General features: G+C 47.7%; 12 protein-coding genes. 8 read left to right on the top strand and 4 right to left on the bottom strand.

All coding sequences use genetic code 11. The annotated features are described in order from the left end of the window. The first annotated feature begins 451 nt into the window (after nucleotides 1–451). Nucleotides 452–1,306, top strand: coding sequence for an alpha/beta hydrolase fold domain-containing protein (locus tag ACAN55_RS18880; protein ID WP_379136324.1), 855 nt, complete (start codon nucleotides 452–454; stop codon nucleotides 1,304–1,306). Here the strand turns inward: ACAN55_RS18880 and ACAN55_RS18875 are convergent. Beyond that, the gene (locus tag ACAN55_RS18875; protein WP_379136322.1) at nucleotides 1,287–1,736 is read right to left on the bottom strand and encodes a DUF2798 domain-containing protein; all 450 of its coding nucleotides are present in this window, start codon (nucleotides 1,734–1,736) and stop codon (nucleotides 1,287–1,289) included. The genes ACAN55_RS18880 and ACAN55_RS18875 overlap by 20 nt on opposite strands. Nucleotides 1,737–1,844: 108 nt before the next feature. On the opposite strand from ACAN55_RS18875, the gene ACAN55_RS18870 reads away from it, so the two are divergent. After that, complete coding sequence (locus ACAN55_RS18870; RefSeq protein WP_379136320.1) at nucleotides 1,845–2,291, top strand: MarR family winged helix-turn-helix transcriptional regulator; 447 nt, start codon at nucleotides 1,845–1,847, stop codon at nucleotides 2,289–2,291. Nucleotides 2,292–2,338: 47 nt separating this feature from the next. Then, nucleotides 2,339–2,614, top strand: a complete 276-nt coding sequence (locus tag ACAN55_RS18865) for a hypothetical protein (RefSeq protein WP_379136318.1) — start codon at nucleotides 2,339–2,341, stop codon at nucleotides 2,612–2,614. Nucleotides 2,615–2,621: 7 nt separating this feature from the next. On the opposite strand, the gene ACAN55_RS18860 is transcribed toward ACAN55_RS18865, so the two are convergent. Further along, nucleotides 2,622–3,335, bottom strand: a complete 714-nt coding sequence (locus ACAN55_RS18860) for an SDR family oxidoreductase (RefSeq protein ID WP_379136315.1) — start codon at nucleotides 3,333–3,335, stop codon at nucleotides 2,622–2,624. A 191-nt stretch (nucleotides 3,336–3,526) separates the two neighbouring features. Between ACAN55_RS18860 and ACAN55_RS18855 the strand changes: the two genes are divergently transcribed. Both ACAN55_RS18855 and ACAN55_RS18850 read left to right on the top strand, forming a co-directional pair. Next, entirely contained in the window at nucleotides 3,527–3,865 is a 339-nt protein-coding gene (locus ACAN55_RS18855) for a winged helix-turn-helix transcriptional regulator (protein WP_379136313.1), read from the top strand. A gap of 268 nt (nucleotides 3,866–4,133) precedes the next feature. Next, nucleotides 4,134–6,650 (top strand): sensor domain-containing protein, encoded by a 2,517-nt coding sequence (locus tag ACAN55_RS18850; protein WP_379136311.1) that lies wholly within the window; start codon nucleotides 4,134–4,136, stop codon nucleotides 6,648–6,650. A gap of 63 nt (nucleotides 6,651–6,713) precedes the next feature. On the opposite strand, the gene ACAN55_RS18845 is transcribed toward ACAN55_RS18850, so the two are convergent. Together ACAN55_RS18845 and ACAN55_RS18840 are read right to left on the bottom strand one after the other, a co-directional pair. Beyond that, nucleotides 6,714–9,239, bottom strand: a complete 2,526-nt coding sequence (locus ACAN55_RS18845) for an FAD-dependent oxidoreductase (RefSeq protein WP_379136308.1) — start codon at nucleotides 9,237–9,239, stop codon at nucleotides 6,714–6,716. A 16-nt stretch (nucleotides 9,240–9,255) separates the two neighbouring features. Continuing rightward, the gene (locus tag ACAN55_RS18840; protein WP_379136305.1) at nucleotides 9,256–9,531 is read right to left on the bottom strand and encodes an ArsR/SmtB family transcription factor; all 276 of its coding nucleotides are present in this window, start codon (nucleotides 9,529–9,531) and stop codon (nucleotides 9,256–9,258) included. 118 nt (nucleotides 9,532–9,649) lie between these two features. Here ACAN55_RS18840 and ACAN55_RS18835 point away from each other — a divergent pair, with 118 nt between their 5' ends. The 3 genes from ACAN55_RS18835 (at nucleotide 9,650) to ACAN55_RS18825 (ending at nucleotide 13,618) form a co-directional block, all read left to right on the top strand. After that, nucleotides 9,650–9,964: a rhodanese-like domain-containing protein gene (locus ACAN55_RS18835; protein ID WP_379136303.1), complete on the top strand. Its 315-nt coding sequence runs from the start codon at nucleotides 9,650–9,652 to the stop codon at nucleotides 9,962–9,964. 79 nt (nucleotides 9,965–10,043) lie between these two features. Continuing rightward, a complete protein-coding gene (locus tag ACAN55_RS18830) occupies nucleotides 10,044–10,472 on the top strand; it encodes a hypothetical protein (RefSeq protein WP_379136300.1) in 429 nt (142 codons plus the stop codon). A gap of 350 nt (nucleotides 10,473–10,822) precedes the next feature. Then, entirely contained in the window at nucleotides 10,823–13,618 is a 2,796-nt protein-coding gene (locus tag ACAN55_RS18825; protein WP_379136335.1) for a glycoside hydrolase family 3 C-terminal domain-containing protein, read from the top strand. The last annotated feature ends 78 nt before the right edge of the window (nucleotides 13,619–13,696 follow it).

Here is a 13,696-nt window from a genome sequence, read left to right as displayed (position 1 = left end):
GCCGATGGTACTTGGACCGAAGGGTCCTGGGAGAGTAGGACGCCGCCAAGCAACGAAGAACCACTGTTGATCACTCAGCAGTGGTTTTTTTTGTATTATATAACTAATAGCCCGTTAATAGTTTCAACGGATCTCGTTACTCGTGGTTTGCCGGGAAACTCGAATATCATAAAACATAAGTGAGAAGCACAGGCTCCACCATGGTTGCCATCTTTGGTCAGATTGAACCGGTTAAGAGAACCAACGTCTTCATAACCTGCAGCCTCTAACCAGAAGTGCAACAGCGCATCCCTAATCGGAGCTGAGTTCACGTGAAAAAAGTTCTAGGATAATGAATCGACTGGACGTTTCCGTTACTCCAGATTAATCTTAAAGCAGGAAACATGCAGGATTAAGGGTACAGTTTACTCTTAAACTTCTCATATGTATTGCCGAAAGGATATGAACAATAATGTCGGATGAACTAATGAATACGGATCATATTCAGCGCAAGCGGCTTGACCTGTCTTATGGCTCTGAATCAGAATCACAAAAGCTGGACATTTATTGGCCTGAAAACGGAGATGGCCCTTTTCCGGTTATTATGGCTGTTCATGGTGGCGCGTTTATGATGGGGGATAAGGCGGATACCCAACTGAAGCCAATGCTAGAAGGGCTCAAAAGACAATATGCGGTGGTCTCCGTCAATTACCGTTTAAGCGGAGAAGCCATATTCCCGGCTCAAATTCAGGATGTTAAGGCTGCGATCTGGTGGATTAAAGCCAATGCCCAGCTGTATCAGCTGGATGCAAGCAGAATAGCCCTATGGGGGGGCTCCGCAGGAGGGAATTTGGTATCTTTGGCGGGGACTTCAGCTCATCACAAGTTTTTTGAAGATACGGGGAATACAGCATTCCCGTGCGATGTTCAGGTTGTAGTCGATTGGTTCGGGCCGACGGATTTCCTGAGCATGGACGAGCTGTTTGAGCAGAGCGGTGTGAAAGGACTGCAGATTCATAATGCTGCTGATTCGGCGGAATCTATCCTGTTGGGCAGTACCATCACCGAGGTTCCGGATAAAGTGAAGGCGGCTAATCCCGAGACTTATATCTCTAAGCAGTCACCGCCCTTTTTTATCCAACATGGTACGAAGGATCTCATTATTCCAACTCAACAATCCGTTATTTTCTACAATAAGCTAGTAGATATGATTGGAAATGAGAACGTTCGTCTGGAATTGCTTGAGGGGGCGGGGCATGGTGGACCCGAATTTGAAACGGAGGAGAATGTCAATAAAGTGCTTGATTTCATTGATAAATTCTTATAAAGAGGAAACGGGTCAATGGGCCAACCAGAAGCATTTGAAGCGGTAAGGCAAAGATGAAGTTAATCCCGAAGGTCGGCAGCCAGCGGCTCAGCGCATCACTACTGAATCCATAATGCATGAGGGAACCGAATAAGGACATGCACAGAGCCATACCGCTGACCATAAAGAAAGAGATCGTGAGAACTTTTCTTATAACCGGGTCAGTAGCTTTAATTAACTTATGGGCGAGACCTTTGGCGACCTTGCCGACCACGAACACATCTAAGATAAGTGCAATGGCTAACGCCGGAAGAATGGCAATGCCCACCTCTTTAAACACAGAACCGGATAACCCTTGGACCAAGATCACATTATAAAAGCACATCACCAGCACCATGAAAAAACACATTATCGAAGTAAATACCAACGCTTCTTTTTTATTTCTCCCCATATTAAAGCTCCTTTATCTCAACTGTTATTCGACGTACACTTGAATTATAATAACGATATTACCTTAACTTTGTCAACCTGGTTGACGAAAAGAACGGGAGATAAAAGTATGGAATACGATAAAGTAACCCTAAGCATAAGCCTTATTGATTTAATTAGTGATAAGCATTTAGAGCTTCGCAAGCGGCTTCATGAGAGCAACGGGCAGCCAATCAACAAAACGGAAGCGCATATTTTGGCGGTTCTGAAGAAGAATGGTATGCTGACGATTTCTGAAATCAGCAGATTGATCGGTATATCCCGGCAAGGTGCACATAAGTGTATACAAGGATTATTATCCGCACAATTAGTGAAGATGACAGAGGTGAAAGGGAACTCACGGGATAAACACATCGTCCTGACTGACACCGGTCAAGCCAATAACGAAAGCATGGAACAGACCAAACGAGAGTTGGATCAGCAAATCGCAGAGGTCATCGGGGATGAGAATGTGAAGCTGCTTAGGAAGCTGCTGCAAGAGGAATGGTTGTCCGGAGATTGCGACTCGGAGCTATAACTTTGATAGGGCTGCGTATTTAGTTCATATGGAGGAGTGGTGTGAGAATGAAGCCGTTTCTGATTATTTCACAAGTTATTTACACAGCTTGTTTAGTGGCTTGGATCATCATCTGGTTGATGTCCTTTATGTTATTTGATAGCGGAATATTCTTTTGGAACTCATTTTTCTTTGTACTAATCAGCTTGTTTCCGGTGGCTGTTCTGGCCTGCTCGCTTACAGCCTGGATCGTCCGTAAGCGCAGACCTCGAACAGCCATTGCCGTAAATCTTATTCCCATGCTTTGGATTGTATCTTTTGCAGGAATAATGGTGATGAGCTAATTGATGTCTAGGTTAAAAGATGCCCGCCCTCCACATGGAGAACCGTTCCTGTTACAAAGTCATTTCGGATCAGGTAAAGGACAGCCTGAGCGACATCCTCCGCTGTTCCGACACGCTTTACAGGAAGCTTGCCAGCAACCGTCGCGTAAAAATGATTACGTGCTTCTTCAGGCATCTTACTGCGTGAAGGCGTATCAATAATGCCCGGTGATACGGTATTTACCCGGAGTGGAGCGAGCTCCAGAGCCAGGGTCTGGCTTAGGTTTGAGACAGCTGCATTGACAGCTCCGAGCACCGATGAACCGATCATAGATTTATAAGCGACAACTCCGGAAAAAAAGGTAATCGAACCGTTAGGTGAAATTTTTGATGCTCCGTATTTTGCCGCATAATATTGACCCCAGAATTTATTCTCGAACAGATTCCGCGCCTGGGCGGTGTCCATCTCCAGAAAAGGCCCGCCGGATGTCTCCGCAGCACTGATGACAAGATGATCGAACGGGCCAATTTGCTCAAAGAAAGACTGTACTTGCTCTTCATCAGTCGTATCCAGCACCTTAACCTGAACATTTGAGCCTAAATTCTCCTGTGCTGTGCGCAATTTATCTACGGAGCGGCTGGCGATGATTACTTCTGCACCTAAAGCGAGAGCCTGCTTGGCCGTTTCGAATCCAATTCCCGAACTGCCTCCGATAATAACGATTTTTTGTTGGTTTAACATGTTCTTTCCTCCTGTATTTTTGGAATTTGGACCCTATCAAGTTAGTAAGTTCCTGAAACCTTATGCCAGTATTGTAGACAGTTTAGGTTCATTTTGGGAAGTAGTGATATTAATATCACACAGTTTCCTTTAGGGAAGTGTTGTGCTATGATTGGGATAGCTAAATTAAATAATTTCTAGGAGATGCTTCTATGCAAGTTTCAGAACCCGTTCAACTGAACAAAGGGGTTCCGGGTGAACCTTGCCCTATTGCCAAGACACTTGATGTGATCGGGACCAAATGGACTTTTTTGATCATCCGTGATCTGCTCATCGAAGGCACCCTGCGATTCAGCGAACTGCTGAAATCTATGGAGGGAATAAGTCCGAAGACGCTCTCGCTCAGACTTAAGGAATTAGAAGAGAACGGATTACTAGAGAGAAAGGTATATCCGGAAGTACCTCCTCGAGTAGAATACACGTTGACGGACAAGGGAAAGCGACTGGAAGGGATTTTTGTTGAACTGAAGCGGTTTGGTTTGGAGTTGTAGCGCTTAAAACTCTCCAGAAGCTTCGGACTCCGGAATTTCCACTTTATAAATCTTCCATTTCTGCTGCAGCTGTATATGAGTTAGTTTGAGGATTTTCAGTAATAAAAAACGTACAGAACGAAGAAGAGACTGTAGGGGGTTACAGGTCTCTTCTCTTTTTATTTACGATTTCATACGGATCACATTGGATTCTATATTATTTCCAAAAAGTATGTTAAAATTTTAAATAATAATAGAATACATGCATTCATGCGAGGTGCTGATGACAATGAACATGTTTTCTGACCAAGATCACAATCGTGAAAATCGTGAACATACGGCGGATGAAACGCAGCGCTCTCTTTTTGAATTGGATGACATTATGTATGCGTTGGACGAGTCTTCAATTGTTGCCAAAACGGATGCTAAAGGTGTTATTACTTATGTGAATGATAAATTTTGTGCGATCTCCAAATATTCCAGTGATGAATTGATTGGAAAGACGCATCGGATCATTAATTCCGGCTATCACCCTAAGGAATTTTTCCGGGAGATGTGGCGGACCATTGCTGCAGGTAACATCTGGCGGGGTGAAGTGAAGAATAAGGCAAAGGACGGCGAGTATTACTGGGTTGAGACTACCATTGTGCCTTCTATCAGAGACGGGAAACCATATCAGTATACGGCCATCCGCTCGGACATTACGGAACGAAAGCTGGTGGAGGAAGAGTTGAAGCATACACTTAAAGAGCTTTCAGATATCCAGTATGCTTTGGATGAGTCGACCATTGTAGCCAAAACAGATGCCCGTGGGATTATCACCTATGTGAATGACCGGTTTTGCGAGATTTCAAAGTATTCGAGAGAAGAGTTGATCGGAAAGACGCATCGGATCATTAACTCCGGATATCACCCCAAGACTTTTTTTCGGGAGATGTGGCAGACGATTTCTGCGGGTAACATCTGGCGGGGAGATGTGAAGAATCGGAGAAAAGATGGCGAGTTCTACTGGGTGACCACGACTATTGTTCCATTTGTAGCAGATGGTGTTCCGTTTCAGTATATTGCCATTCGTACCGATATTACTGACCAGAAACGTAAAGAGGAGCTGTACCGAGACCGTGAGCAGCTGCTGGCTACTACACTAAACAGCATTGGTGATGCCATAATAACTACAGATCAAAAGGGGAAAGTGACGTTCCTGAATCCGGTAGCTGAAACGATCACAGGCTGGAGTTTTATCGATGCGGAGGGTCTCGATATTCTGGATCTGTTCGAATTAATCAACGAGGACACTAGAGCAGACATCGAGAATCCCGTCTATCAAGCTCTGCGTCAACAAACGATGGCCTCTAGTGAGAACAATACCCTTCTGGTTAATAAGTATGGCTTAGAGATTACAATTGATAGCAGCGCTGCGCCCATTATTGATCCGGAGGAGCAGGTCATCGGTGTAGTGCTGGTATTGAGAGATATGAGTGAGCGTAGGCGCTATGAGGACCAACTGAAATATAATGCGCTGCATGATATGTTGACCGGGCTGCCTAACCGCAGATTGTTCAGGGACCGTCTTAAAAAAGCGATCCTTCGCGGGAAACGCCTCAAAGAGAGTCTGGCAGTCATGTTCATTGATCTGGATCGGTTTAAATTTGTGAATGATTCCTTGGGGCATGATGTGGGCGATACGCTGCTACAAAATACAGCCGACCTTCTGTCCAGCATCGTTGGCTCATCCGGTACCGTATCAAGGATTGGCGGGGACGAATTTACGATTATTCTGGAACAGGTCACCAGGGAGGAAGCTGCTGCTGCCGCACGTTCTATCGTAGATGCGTTTTCTTTTGCACATCTCAATAATACGTATGAGGTCATCATCACGCTGAGCATGGGGATCAGTCTCTATCCGGCAGATGGTGAGGATCTGGAGACGCTGATTAAAAATGCAGATACGGCGATGTATTTTGCCAAAGAAAAAAGACTGAATACTTTCCGGTTCTTTATGCCACAAATGAATGAGATTATTAATCATAAGCGGGTTCTTGAGAATGCGCTCCGCCATGCGGTTGAGCGGAATGAACTGGAGCTCTATTATCAGCCTAAATATGATCTGATCACCAGCAGAATCACGGGCGCCGAAGCATTAAGTCGGTGGAACCATCCCGAGCGCGGCACGATCTCCCCATCTGAATTTATACCGATCGCAGAAGAGACGGGGCTTATTGTTTCGATTGGGGAATGGGCTATCCGTGAAGCCTGCAGACAGCTGAAGAAATGGGAGGAAGAGTTCCATTCCTTGCTGCCGCTCTCTATTAATCTATCCATTCGGCAGTTTTATGATAAGAACCTGATATTTAAGATTATGAGAATTCTGGATGAAACCGGAGTGAAACCTCATTATCTGGAGCTGGAGATCACGGAGAGCATTATGGAGCGGGCGGATGAAAGTCTGTTGATTCTGTTCCAGCTGAAGGAGCTAGGCTTCACGATCTCCATTGATGATTTCGGAACGGGGTACTCCTCCCTGAGCTATCTGAAGAGGCTTCCGATAGATACGATGAAAATCGACCGTTCCTTCATCAGTGAAACCGACGAGAATCACAAGGATTATAAGGTATTATCGACCATAATCCATTTAGCCCAGAGCATGGATATGAATATTATCGCGGAGGGTATTGAATCACAGCAACAGGAGAACGCTCTTCTGCAGCTGGGCTGCACGGAAGGCCAAGGCTTTCTGTTCTCGCAGCCGCTGAACGCAGGGGATTTCAATGAGTTCTACAATAAAATAAATATGGAAAAAAAATGATCTAAAGCAGAACGAAAAAAGCGAAGCAGTTTGTCTTTATAGACAGGCTGCTGCGCTTCATTTTTAGATGAACAAATTATGCCCCGTGTGGTCGGCTTGACCGAGATAATAACCAACACCGCCGACAGAGATTTCGTCCACCAGTTCCTCACGGGCAATACCCATGAGATCCATGGACATTTGACAAGCGACGATTTCGACACCTTGGTCTACTGCCGATTGGATCAGCTCCTCCAGGGAGGACACATTCTTATCTTTCATTAGAGAACGAATCATTTGCGGGCCGGCACCCATCATGTTCATTTTGGAGAGGGAGAGCTTGCGGCTCCCCCGCGGCATCATCAGGCCAAACATTTTGCCCATAAAGCTCTTGTTCACATGAATCTTCTCCTCTTTACGAAGAATATTCAGGCCCCAGAAAGTGAAGAACATTGTGACTTTTTTGCCGCTGGCTGCCGCTCCGTTGGCGATAATGAAGGCGGCAATTGCCTTATCCAGGTCGCCGCTGAAGACGACCATGGTGCTTGCGTCATGTCCAGCCGCCGGCTGTAGTGGTGCGGCGGCGGATGCAGTAGAACCAGTCTGAGCTGGTGCTGCGGCAGAAATTTCAGCTGTTCTGTCTGGAGCAGTGAATATTCCCTTGCGCAGATAAGCATCGATCAACCCGTTCGGCTGCTTGGTCAACTGCATCAAAGTATTTCGTGTCATGTTAGCCCACGATTTGATATCTTCATAGAAGCCCGGGTCGGAGGCGGTCACTTTCAGTAGCTGGCCTTCCTGCAGCTGATCCATACTCTGCTTCACCTGAATCAGTGGTCCTGGACAGCACAGGCCGCAGGCGTCGAGAACGGCATCGGGCTTTAAAGCTGGAGGAGTAGCAACGGCTGCCGGTGTAGGAGGCTTAGCTGCAATTGCCGTGCCACTGCCCTTTTTTTGCGCAGGGATATATCTGCTCATTTGATACGTCTTGAAACCGCCGGTAAGATTCTTCACGCGGAAACCGCTTTGAGCCAGAATCCGGGAAGCTGTATACCCGCGAAGTCCAACCTGGCAGTACACCCAGATTTCTTTTGACGGATCGAGCTCAGACAGGCGTCCGCGAAGTTCATCCACCGGGATGCTAAGGGAGCCTTCAATATGTCCGCCCGCATGCTCCAGCTCTGAGCGTACATCTACCAGAAGTGTAGTTTGCAGGTCTCTTTGCTCCAAGTCTGCCGGAAGAAATACGTTCGTCAATCCTTGCAGAACGTTCTCTGCGGTATAACCGGCCATATTAACCGGATCCTTCGCAGAGGAATAAGGCGGCGCATAAGACAGTTCAAGCTCCGTTAGATCCGTAACCGAACCTCTAAACCGGATAACGGTGGCGATATCGTCAATCCGTTTGTCCACACCGTCATAGCCGACAGCTTGCGCTCCGAGCACTGTTCCCTTTTTGTCATCAAAAATCAGCTTCAAGGAGATCGGGGTAGAACCGGGATAGTAAGAGGCATGGGCGTTCGGATGCACATAAACCACCTGATACGGAACTCCGAGTCGCTTAAGCGTCTTCTCGTTGCTGCCGGTGGAGGCGCCGGTCAAACCGAATACTTTGATAATCGAGGTTCCTTGAGATCCTTTATAGGTTGTACCGAGACCGCAGACGTTATCTGCTGCAATCCGGCCCTGCTTGTTAGCGGGACCCGCCAGAGGAATTGCAGTTTTGTTGCCATTAACGAAATCTACGATCTCTACGGCATCACCCGCTGCATAGATATTCTCCACGTTGGTCTCCATACGTTCATTAACGATAATATGTCCGCGTGGACCCAATTCCAGGCCGCTGTCTTTCAGAAAAGCTGTGTCAGGTGAGACGCCGATCGCCAGCAGGACCATCTCGCCTTTAACAACCGTTCCGCTGGCCAGGGAGACTTCGATCTGATCTCCGGATTCTGCGAAGCTCTGCACCGAATCGGACAGGATCAGATTGATTCCCTGGTCTTCCAGTTCTTTGGACAGCCCGGAAGCCATTTCCGGATCAAAAGGAGCCAGAATCTGCGGACCTGCTTCGACCAGCGTGACAGTAAGCCCTGCTTCTCTAAGGTTCTCCGCCATTTCAACCCCGATAAACCCTCCGCCGATGACCACTGCAGAAGTAGTGCCTTGCTCCATTACCTTGGCTTTAATCCGGTCCGTATCTGGAATATTGCGGAGCGTATGAATATTTGGATGGTTAATCCCAGGCAATGGTGGAATAATAGGTTTTGCTCCGGGGGAGAGGATTAGGGCATCGTAGCTCTCTTCGTAGGCGCCCTGTTCCTTGCTCTGCACTAGGACTTTCTTGTTCACGGGATCGATGGAGACAACTTCACTTTGAATCCGCACATCGATATTAAAACGTTTATGCATGGCCTCAGGAGTCTGAACTAGCAGCTTGGAACGCTCCTGGATAGAACCGCCGATGTAATAGGGAAGCCCGCAGTTGGCAAAAGAAATATACGGATCGCGTTCGAACATGACGATATGGGCAGATTCATCCAGTCTCCGCAAGCGGGCAGCGGCTGAGGCGCCACCAGCAACCCCGCCGACGATTAGTACTTTTTTACTCATAATGAATACGTCCTCCTTATAGGAACAGCTGAATCAGCTGCTTGATTTTCTCGTCTTTGACAGAATAAATGATCTCCAGTCCATTGCGTTCAGTCTCTACAATGCCGAGGGATCTGAGTTTCTGGAGATGCTGGGACACAGTGGATTGGGGCAGATCCAGACAATCTTGCATAAAAGAAACATTGCAGCTGCCTTTCTCAATAAGGCCTCTGAGAATACATAATCTGACCGGATGGGCCAGGGCTTTAAGAATATCGGCCGTTTGGTTATAGGCCTTGAAATTATTATCCATGGGATTGATCACCTTCCTTTGACAACATCGTTATATCGTAATATTATGATATAGTGATTAAGAAATCAAGTTTATTTTGAAATCACCGTATTTTTCCACATAAGAAGGAGGAGTAATCATGTCATTTAAAGTTTCGAAGGAAATCCTGCCCCGGGAGGTTGCCGAGCTTTTGAAAACGGAGAAATCCCTTGAACTGCTGGATGTCCGCGAGCCTGCCGAATGGGCAGAAGGTCATATCAAGGGAGCTAAACATATCCCGCTCGGTCAATTGCTGGAACGGTTGGCTGAACTCGATCCGAAGCGGGAGACGATAGTCATGTGCAGAAGCGGCAGCCGCAGCGGGCTGGCTTGTGAACTGCTTGGGGAAAGAGGGTTCAATGTGGTGAATATGAAGGGCGGCTTGGGCGCTTGGACGGCGGGTTTGGTTCGGTAGCGCTTGGAGTTCATTAACATTGAAGGAACAGTTAAACCACCCAGAGTCATTGACACACTAACCGCAAGGTTAATATACTGTGAGAAAAACAGGACGAAGCACGTCCCGTATCCCTGAGCAGGGGTACGGGATTTTTTTGTGCCTAAAAAGGGGAAGTAAGACGGGGGTTGTGGAAGATCATGGACGCTGGCTGGAGGAGCATTTGTGCAGAAGGTTGGGAGAACGGAAGAACCGGCTGGAACGGGGGCATGGGCATGGTGAGAAGCTGTTTCTGGAGCAGGTATGGTGGCCGATCTTCGGACACTTTAGAAATTGGCATCCTGAATACGAGGTGTCAGACTGGCGCGGGAGGCCATATTTTGTTGATTTGGTATGGAAGCTGGGTCAGGTACAATATGCAATTGAGATTAAAGGATACGGACCGCATGTAACTAATATGGACCGGATCCGGTATCGCCAGGAGCTGAAGCGGGAGACTTTTCTGCAAATGCAGAATATCCCATTATGAGTATATACATTCGTTTGATGATAATAAATTATGGTAAACGTTATTTACTTGAATGAGGCGTTAGGCCGAAATGAGCGGTAAAAGTTCCATTGAAATGTTTAGCCACCCCGCTAATCTCTAATTATGAGCGGATTTTTGGGCAAATTGTTGTGGTGTTTCCGGTAACCCGTATCTTTTATGATGGTAGAGTGCAATGAAACCGCTATCACTAATGGATAAAAGGAGCTATTGACATGGAAACGCAAACTAATAAAACAGCCAATTTGTCGGCAGATACAGCAGTAGATACGTCAGCACATAAAGCACCAGACACCGCAATCCAGCAGAACGAAGCTTTTCCTTATCAGAACATGAACTTGCCCCTCGAAGAGCGCGTGAAGGATCTAATCTCCCGTTTCACTCTCGAAGAAAAGGTAAGCCTCATCCCTCAATATCAAGCGGCGATCGAGCGTCTCGGCGTGGATGCCTACAAGCATGGTACGGAAGCTGCGCATGGTATCGCGTGGCTCGGCAAAGCAACTTCCTTCCCGCAGCCTGTCGGACTGGCCTGTACGTGGAACCCTGAGCTGTTGAAACAAATCGGATCAGCGATCGGCGATGAAGCTAGAGCCTTTTACAAGAAGAATCCGACCATCAACGGTCTCACCCTATGGGCTCCTACGGTCGATATGGAACGTGACCCACGCTGGGGAAGAACTGAAGAAGCGTACGGCGAAGACCCGGAATTAACCAGTCGGCTCAGTACGGCGCTTGTTCAGGGGATACAGGGAGATCACCCGGTTTATTTGAAAGCGGTCGCAACGCTGAAGCATTTCCTCGGAAATAATAATGAAATCGAACGGGGCAACTGCTCCGCCAGCATCGATCCCCGGAATATGAGGGAGTATTATTTGAATGCGTTCAAAACCGCTTTCCTGGAGGGCGGGGCGCAGTCGATGATGACGGCCTATAACTCGGTGAACGGCGTGCCGGTAATTCTTCATCCGAGTGTGCAGGAGATTGTAAAAGGCGAATGGGAGATGGACGGGTTCATTGTCAGCGATGCCGGGGATTTGTTCGGAATTGTGAAGGACCATCATTATTATGAGTCTTTTGCCGCTTCTATGGCGGAATCGATCCGTAATGGCATTGACAGCGTGACGGAAGAAACGGAAGAGACAATCAAAGTCGTTCATGAGGCGCTCACACAAGGGCTGCTCAATGAAGAGGACCTGGACCGGGCACTCTCCAATACGTTCAGAGTCCGCTTCCGCCTGGGAGAGTTTGATCCAGAAAGTGCTAATCCGTATGCCGCGATCGATGATTCAGTAATTCTCAGCAAAAAGCATATCGACTTATCACTGGAAGCAGCCAAACAATCCATCGTCCTGCTCAAAAATAACAATAATACGCTACCTCTGAACAAAGAGAAGCTGTCCAAGGTTGCCGTGATCGGACCACTGGGAGACGAAGTGTTCCGTGACTGGTACTCCGGCACACTGCCTTACGGGGTTACTCCGCTTCAAGGCATCATGAAGAAGCTTCCGGGTAAGCAGGTGAGCTTCGAAAGCGGCTCCGACCATATCCAGCTGACTTCTGCAGATAGCGGCCTAACGGTGGGAATGACGGGTGAAGACGGAAGGCTCTCGGTTCTGCATAACAAGGCCGAGCAAGGCGAATTGTTCGAGCACACCGCATGGGGCTGGGACAGCCATATCCTGAAAGCCACAAGCCGGGGACAGTATGTTACGCTGAGCGAACAGGGGACTCTTACTGCCACAGCTGATGAAATCTACGGCTGGTATGTGAAGGAAGCCTTCAATATGGTACCCGGTCCGGATGGCAGTGTATCGCTGCGCACATGGAACAATAAAGCAATAACTGTGGATGCCGGGAACGGTTCGCTGCTGGCAGCGACAGAGGACGGAGCAGAGAATGCGCACTCTTTTACCAAAATCATTCTAAAACACGGCGTGGAAGCTGCAGTTCAAGCGGCTAAAGCGGCGGAGACGGCGGTCGTATTCGTCGGCAATCACCCTTTGCTGAACGGTAAAGAAGAGATCGACAGACCGGATATTGTCCTTCCGGAGGAGCAGGAACGTTTAGTAAAAGCGGTGTATGCGGCGAACCCGAATACAGTGGTTGTTATCGTGGGAGGTTATCCGATTTCATCTACTTGGATCAATGAGCATATTCCGGCGGTGCTTTATACTTCCCACAGCGGACAAGAGCTTGGCAATGCGCTTGGTGATATTTTGTTCGGAGATTACAGCCCTTCCGGCAAGCTGAATATGACCTGGTACCGTTCTGTCGATCAACTGCCGGAGCTGATGGAATACGATATTATCAAGGGCAAACGGACCTATATGTATTTTGACGGAGAACCGTTGTATCCGTTCGGACATGGTTTGGGTTATACACAAGTGTCTTACTCCAATCTCCGTCTGGATTCGCGCGAATATAAACCAAATGACGTCATCAAGCTCTCCGTAAACGTGGATAACACCGGGGAATTGGATGGGGACGAGGTCGTTCAATTGTATGTGCAGGCTGTACACTCCCGGGTGACGCGGCCGTTCAAACAGTTGAAGGGATTCCGCAAAATCCCAACCATCGCGGGTCAATCGCAGACTGTGGAGTTTGAGCTTCCGGTATCTGAGTTGTCGTTCTGGGATGTAACACGAGAACAGTTCTGTGTGGAAAAGGGTGAATACACACTGATGATTGGCCGTTCTTCGGGAGATATCCTTCTGCAGGAGACGATAACCGTGGATGGCGAGACGGTTCCACCGCGTAATCTTGCACTTCCAACCAAGGCAGAGAATTATGATGATTATCAATCGGTGTATCTGGATGAATGCAAGGCAGGCGGTGCCAGTGTAAGACCTAAAGAGGACGGAGCCTGGATTGGATTTAAGGATGTACAGCTTGAGAATGGTGTCAGCCGGTTTCATGCATGGGTCTCTTCCGTTACCGGAGGCAGCATAGAAATTCGGATGAATGAGCCGGAGGGTCCTCTTGCAGGAACGCTTAAGGTATCCGCAGGTTTGAAGCCGCAGCAGTGGAATGAACTTTCAGCATCTATAGTTCCGGACCTACAGGCGACGAGCATATATCTGGTGTTCCATGGAGATGTATTACTCAGCAGATTTGAGGTAGTTGCTTAGGATTAATCGTAACTATGGTAAAGGCTTGAAACTTCCCTTCACAGGACGAAAACAAAGGCTCCGCGATCCCGGACAACG

The sequence above is a fragment of the Paenibacillus oryziterrae genome (assembly GCF_042610485.1).
Lineage (GTDB): Bacteria > Bacillota > Bacilli > Paenibacillales > Paenibacillaceae > Paenibacillus_AQ.
Note: the sequence above shows the minus strand (reverse complement) of the source record. Positions and strands in the feature narration are given on the sequence as shown.

What these genes read in the sequence shown, in the direction of transcription:
- ACAN55_RS18850 (WP_379136311.1), top strand. Translation starts at nt 4,134, where the DNA reads ATGAACATGTTTTCTGACCAAGATCACAATCGTGAAAATCGTGAACAT.
- ACAN55_RS18880 (WP_379136324.1), top strand. Translation starts at nt 452, where the DNA reads ATGTCGGATGAACTAATGAATACGGATCATATTCAGCGCAAGCGGCTT.
- ACAN55_RS18835 (WP_379136303.1), top strand. Translation starts at nt 9,650, where the DNA reads ATGTCATTTAAAGTTTCGAAGGAAATCCTGCCCCGGGAGGTTGCCGAG.
- ACAN55_RS18860 (WP_379136315.1), bottom strand. Translation starts at nt 3,335, where the DNA reads ATGTTAAACCAACAAAAAATCGTTATTATCGGAGGCAGTTCGGGAATT.
- ACAN55_RS18840 (WP_379136305.1), bottom strand. Translation starts at nt 9,531, where the DNA reads ATGGATAATAATTTCAAGGCCTATAACCAAACGGCCGATATTCTTAAA.
- ACAN55_RS18875 (WP_379136322.1), bottom strand. Translation starts at nt 1,736, where the DNA reads ATGGGGAGAAATAAAAAAGAAGCGTTGGTATTTACTTCGATAATGTGT.
- ACAN55_RS18870 (WP_379136320.1), top strand. Translation starts at nt 1,845, where the DNA reads ATGGAATACGATAAAGTAACCCTAAGCATAAGCCTTATTGATTTAATT.
- ACAN55_RS18865 (WP_379136318.1), top strand. Translation starts at nt 2,339, where the DNA reads ATGAAGCCGTTTCTGATTATTTCACAAGTTATTTACACAGCTTGTTTA.
- ACAN55_RS18845 (WP_379136308.1), bottom strand. Translation starts at nt 9,239, where the DNA reads ATGAGTAAAAAAGTACTAATCGTCGGCGGGGTTGCTGGTGGCGCCTCA.
- ACAN55_RS18825 (WP_379136335.1), top strand. Translation starts at nt 10,823, where the DNA reads ATGAACTTGCCCCTCGAAGAGCGCGTGAAGGATCTAATCTCCCGTTTC.
- ACAN55_RS18855 (WP_379136313.1), top strand. Translation starts at nt 3,527, where the DNA reads ATGCAAGTTTCAGAACCCGTTCAACTGAACAAAGGGGTTCCGGGTGAA.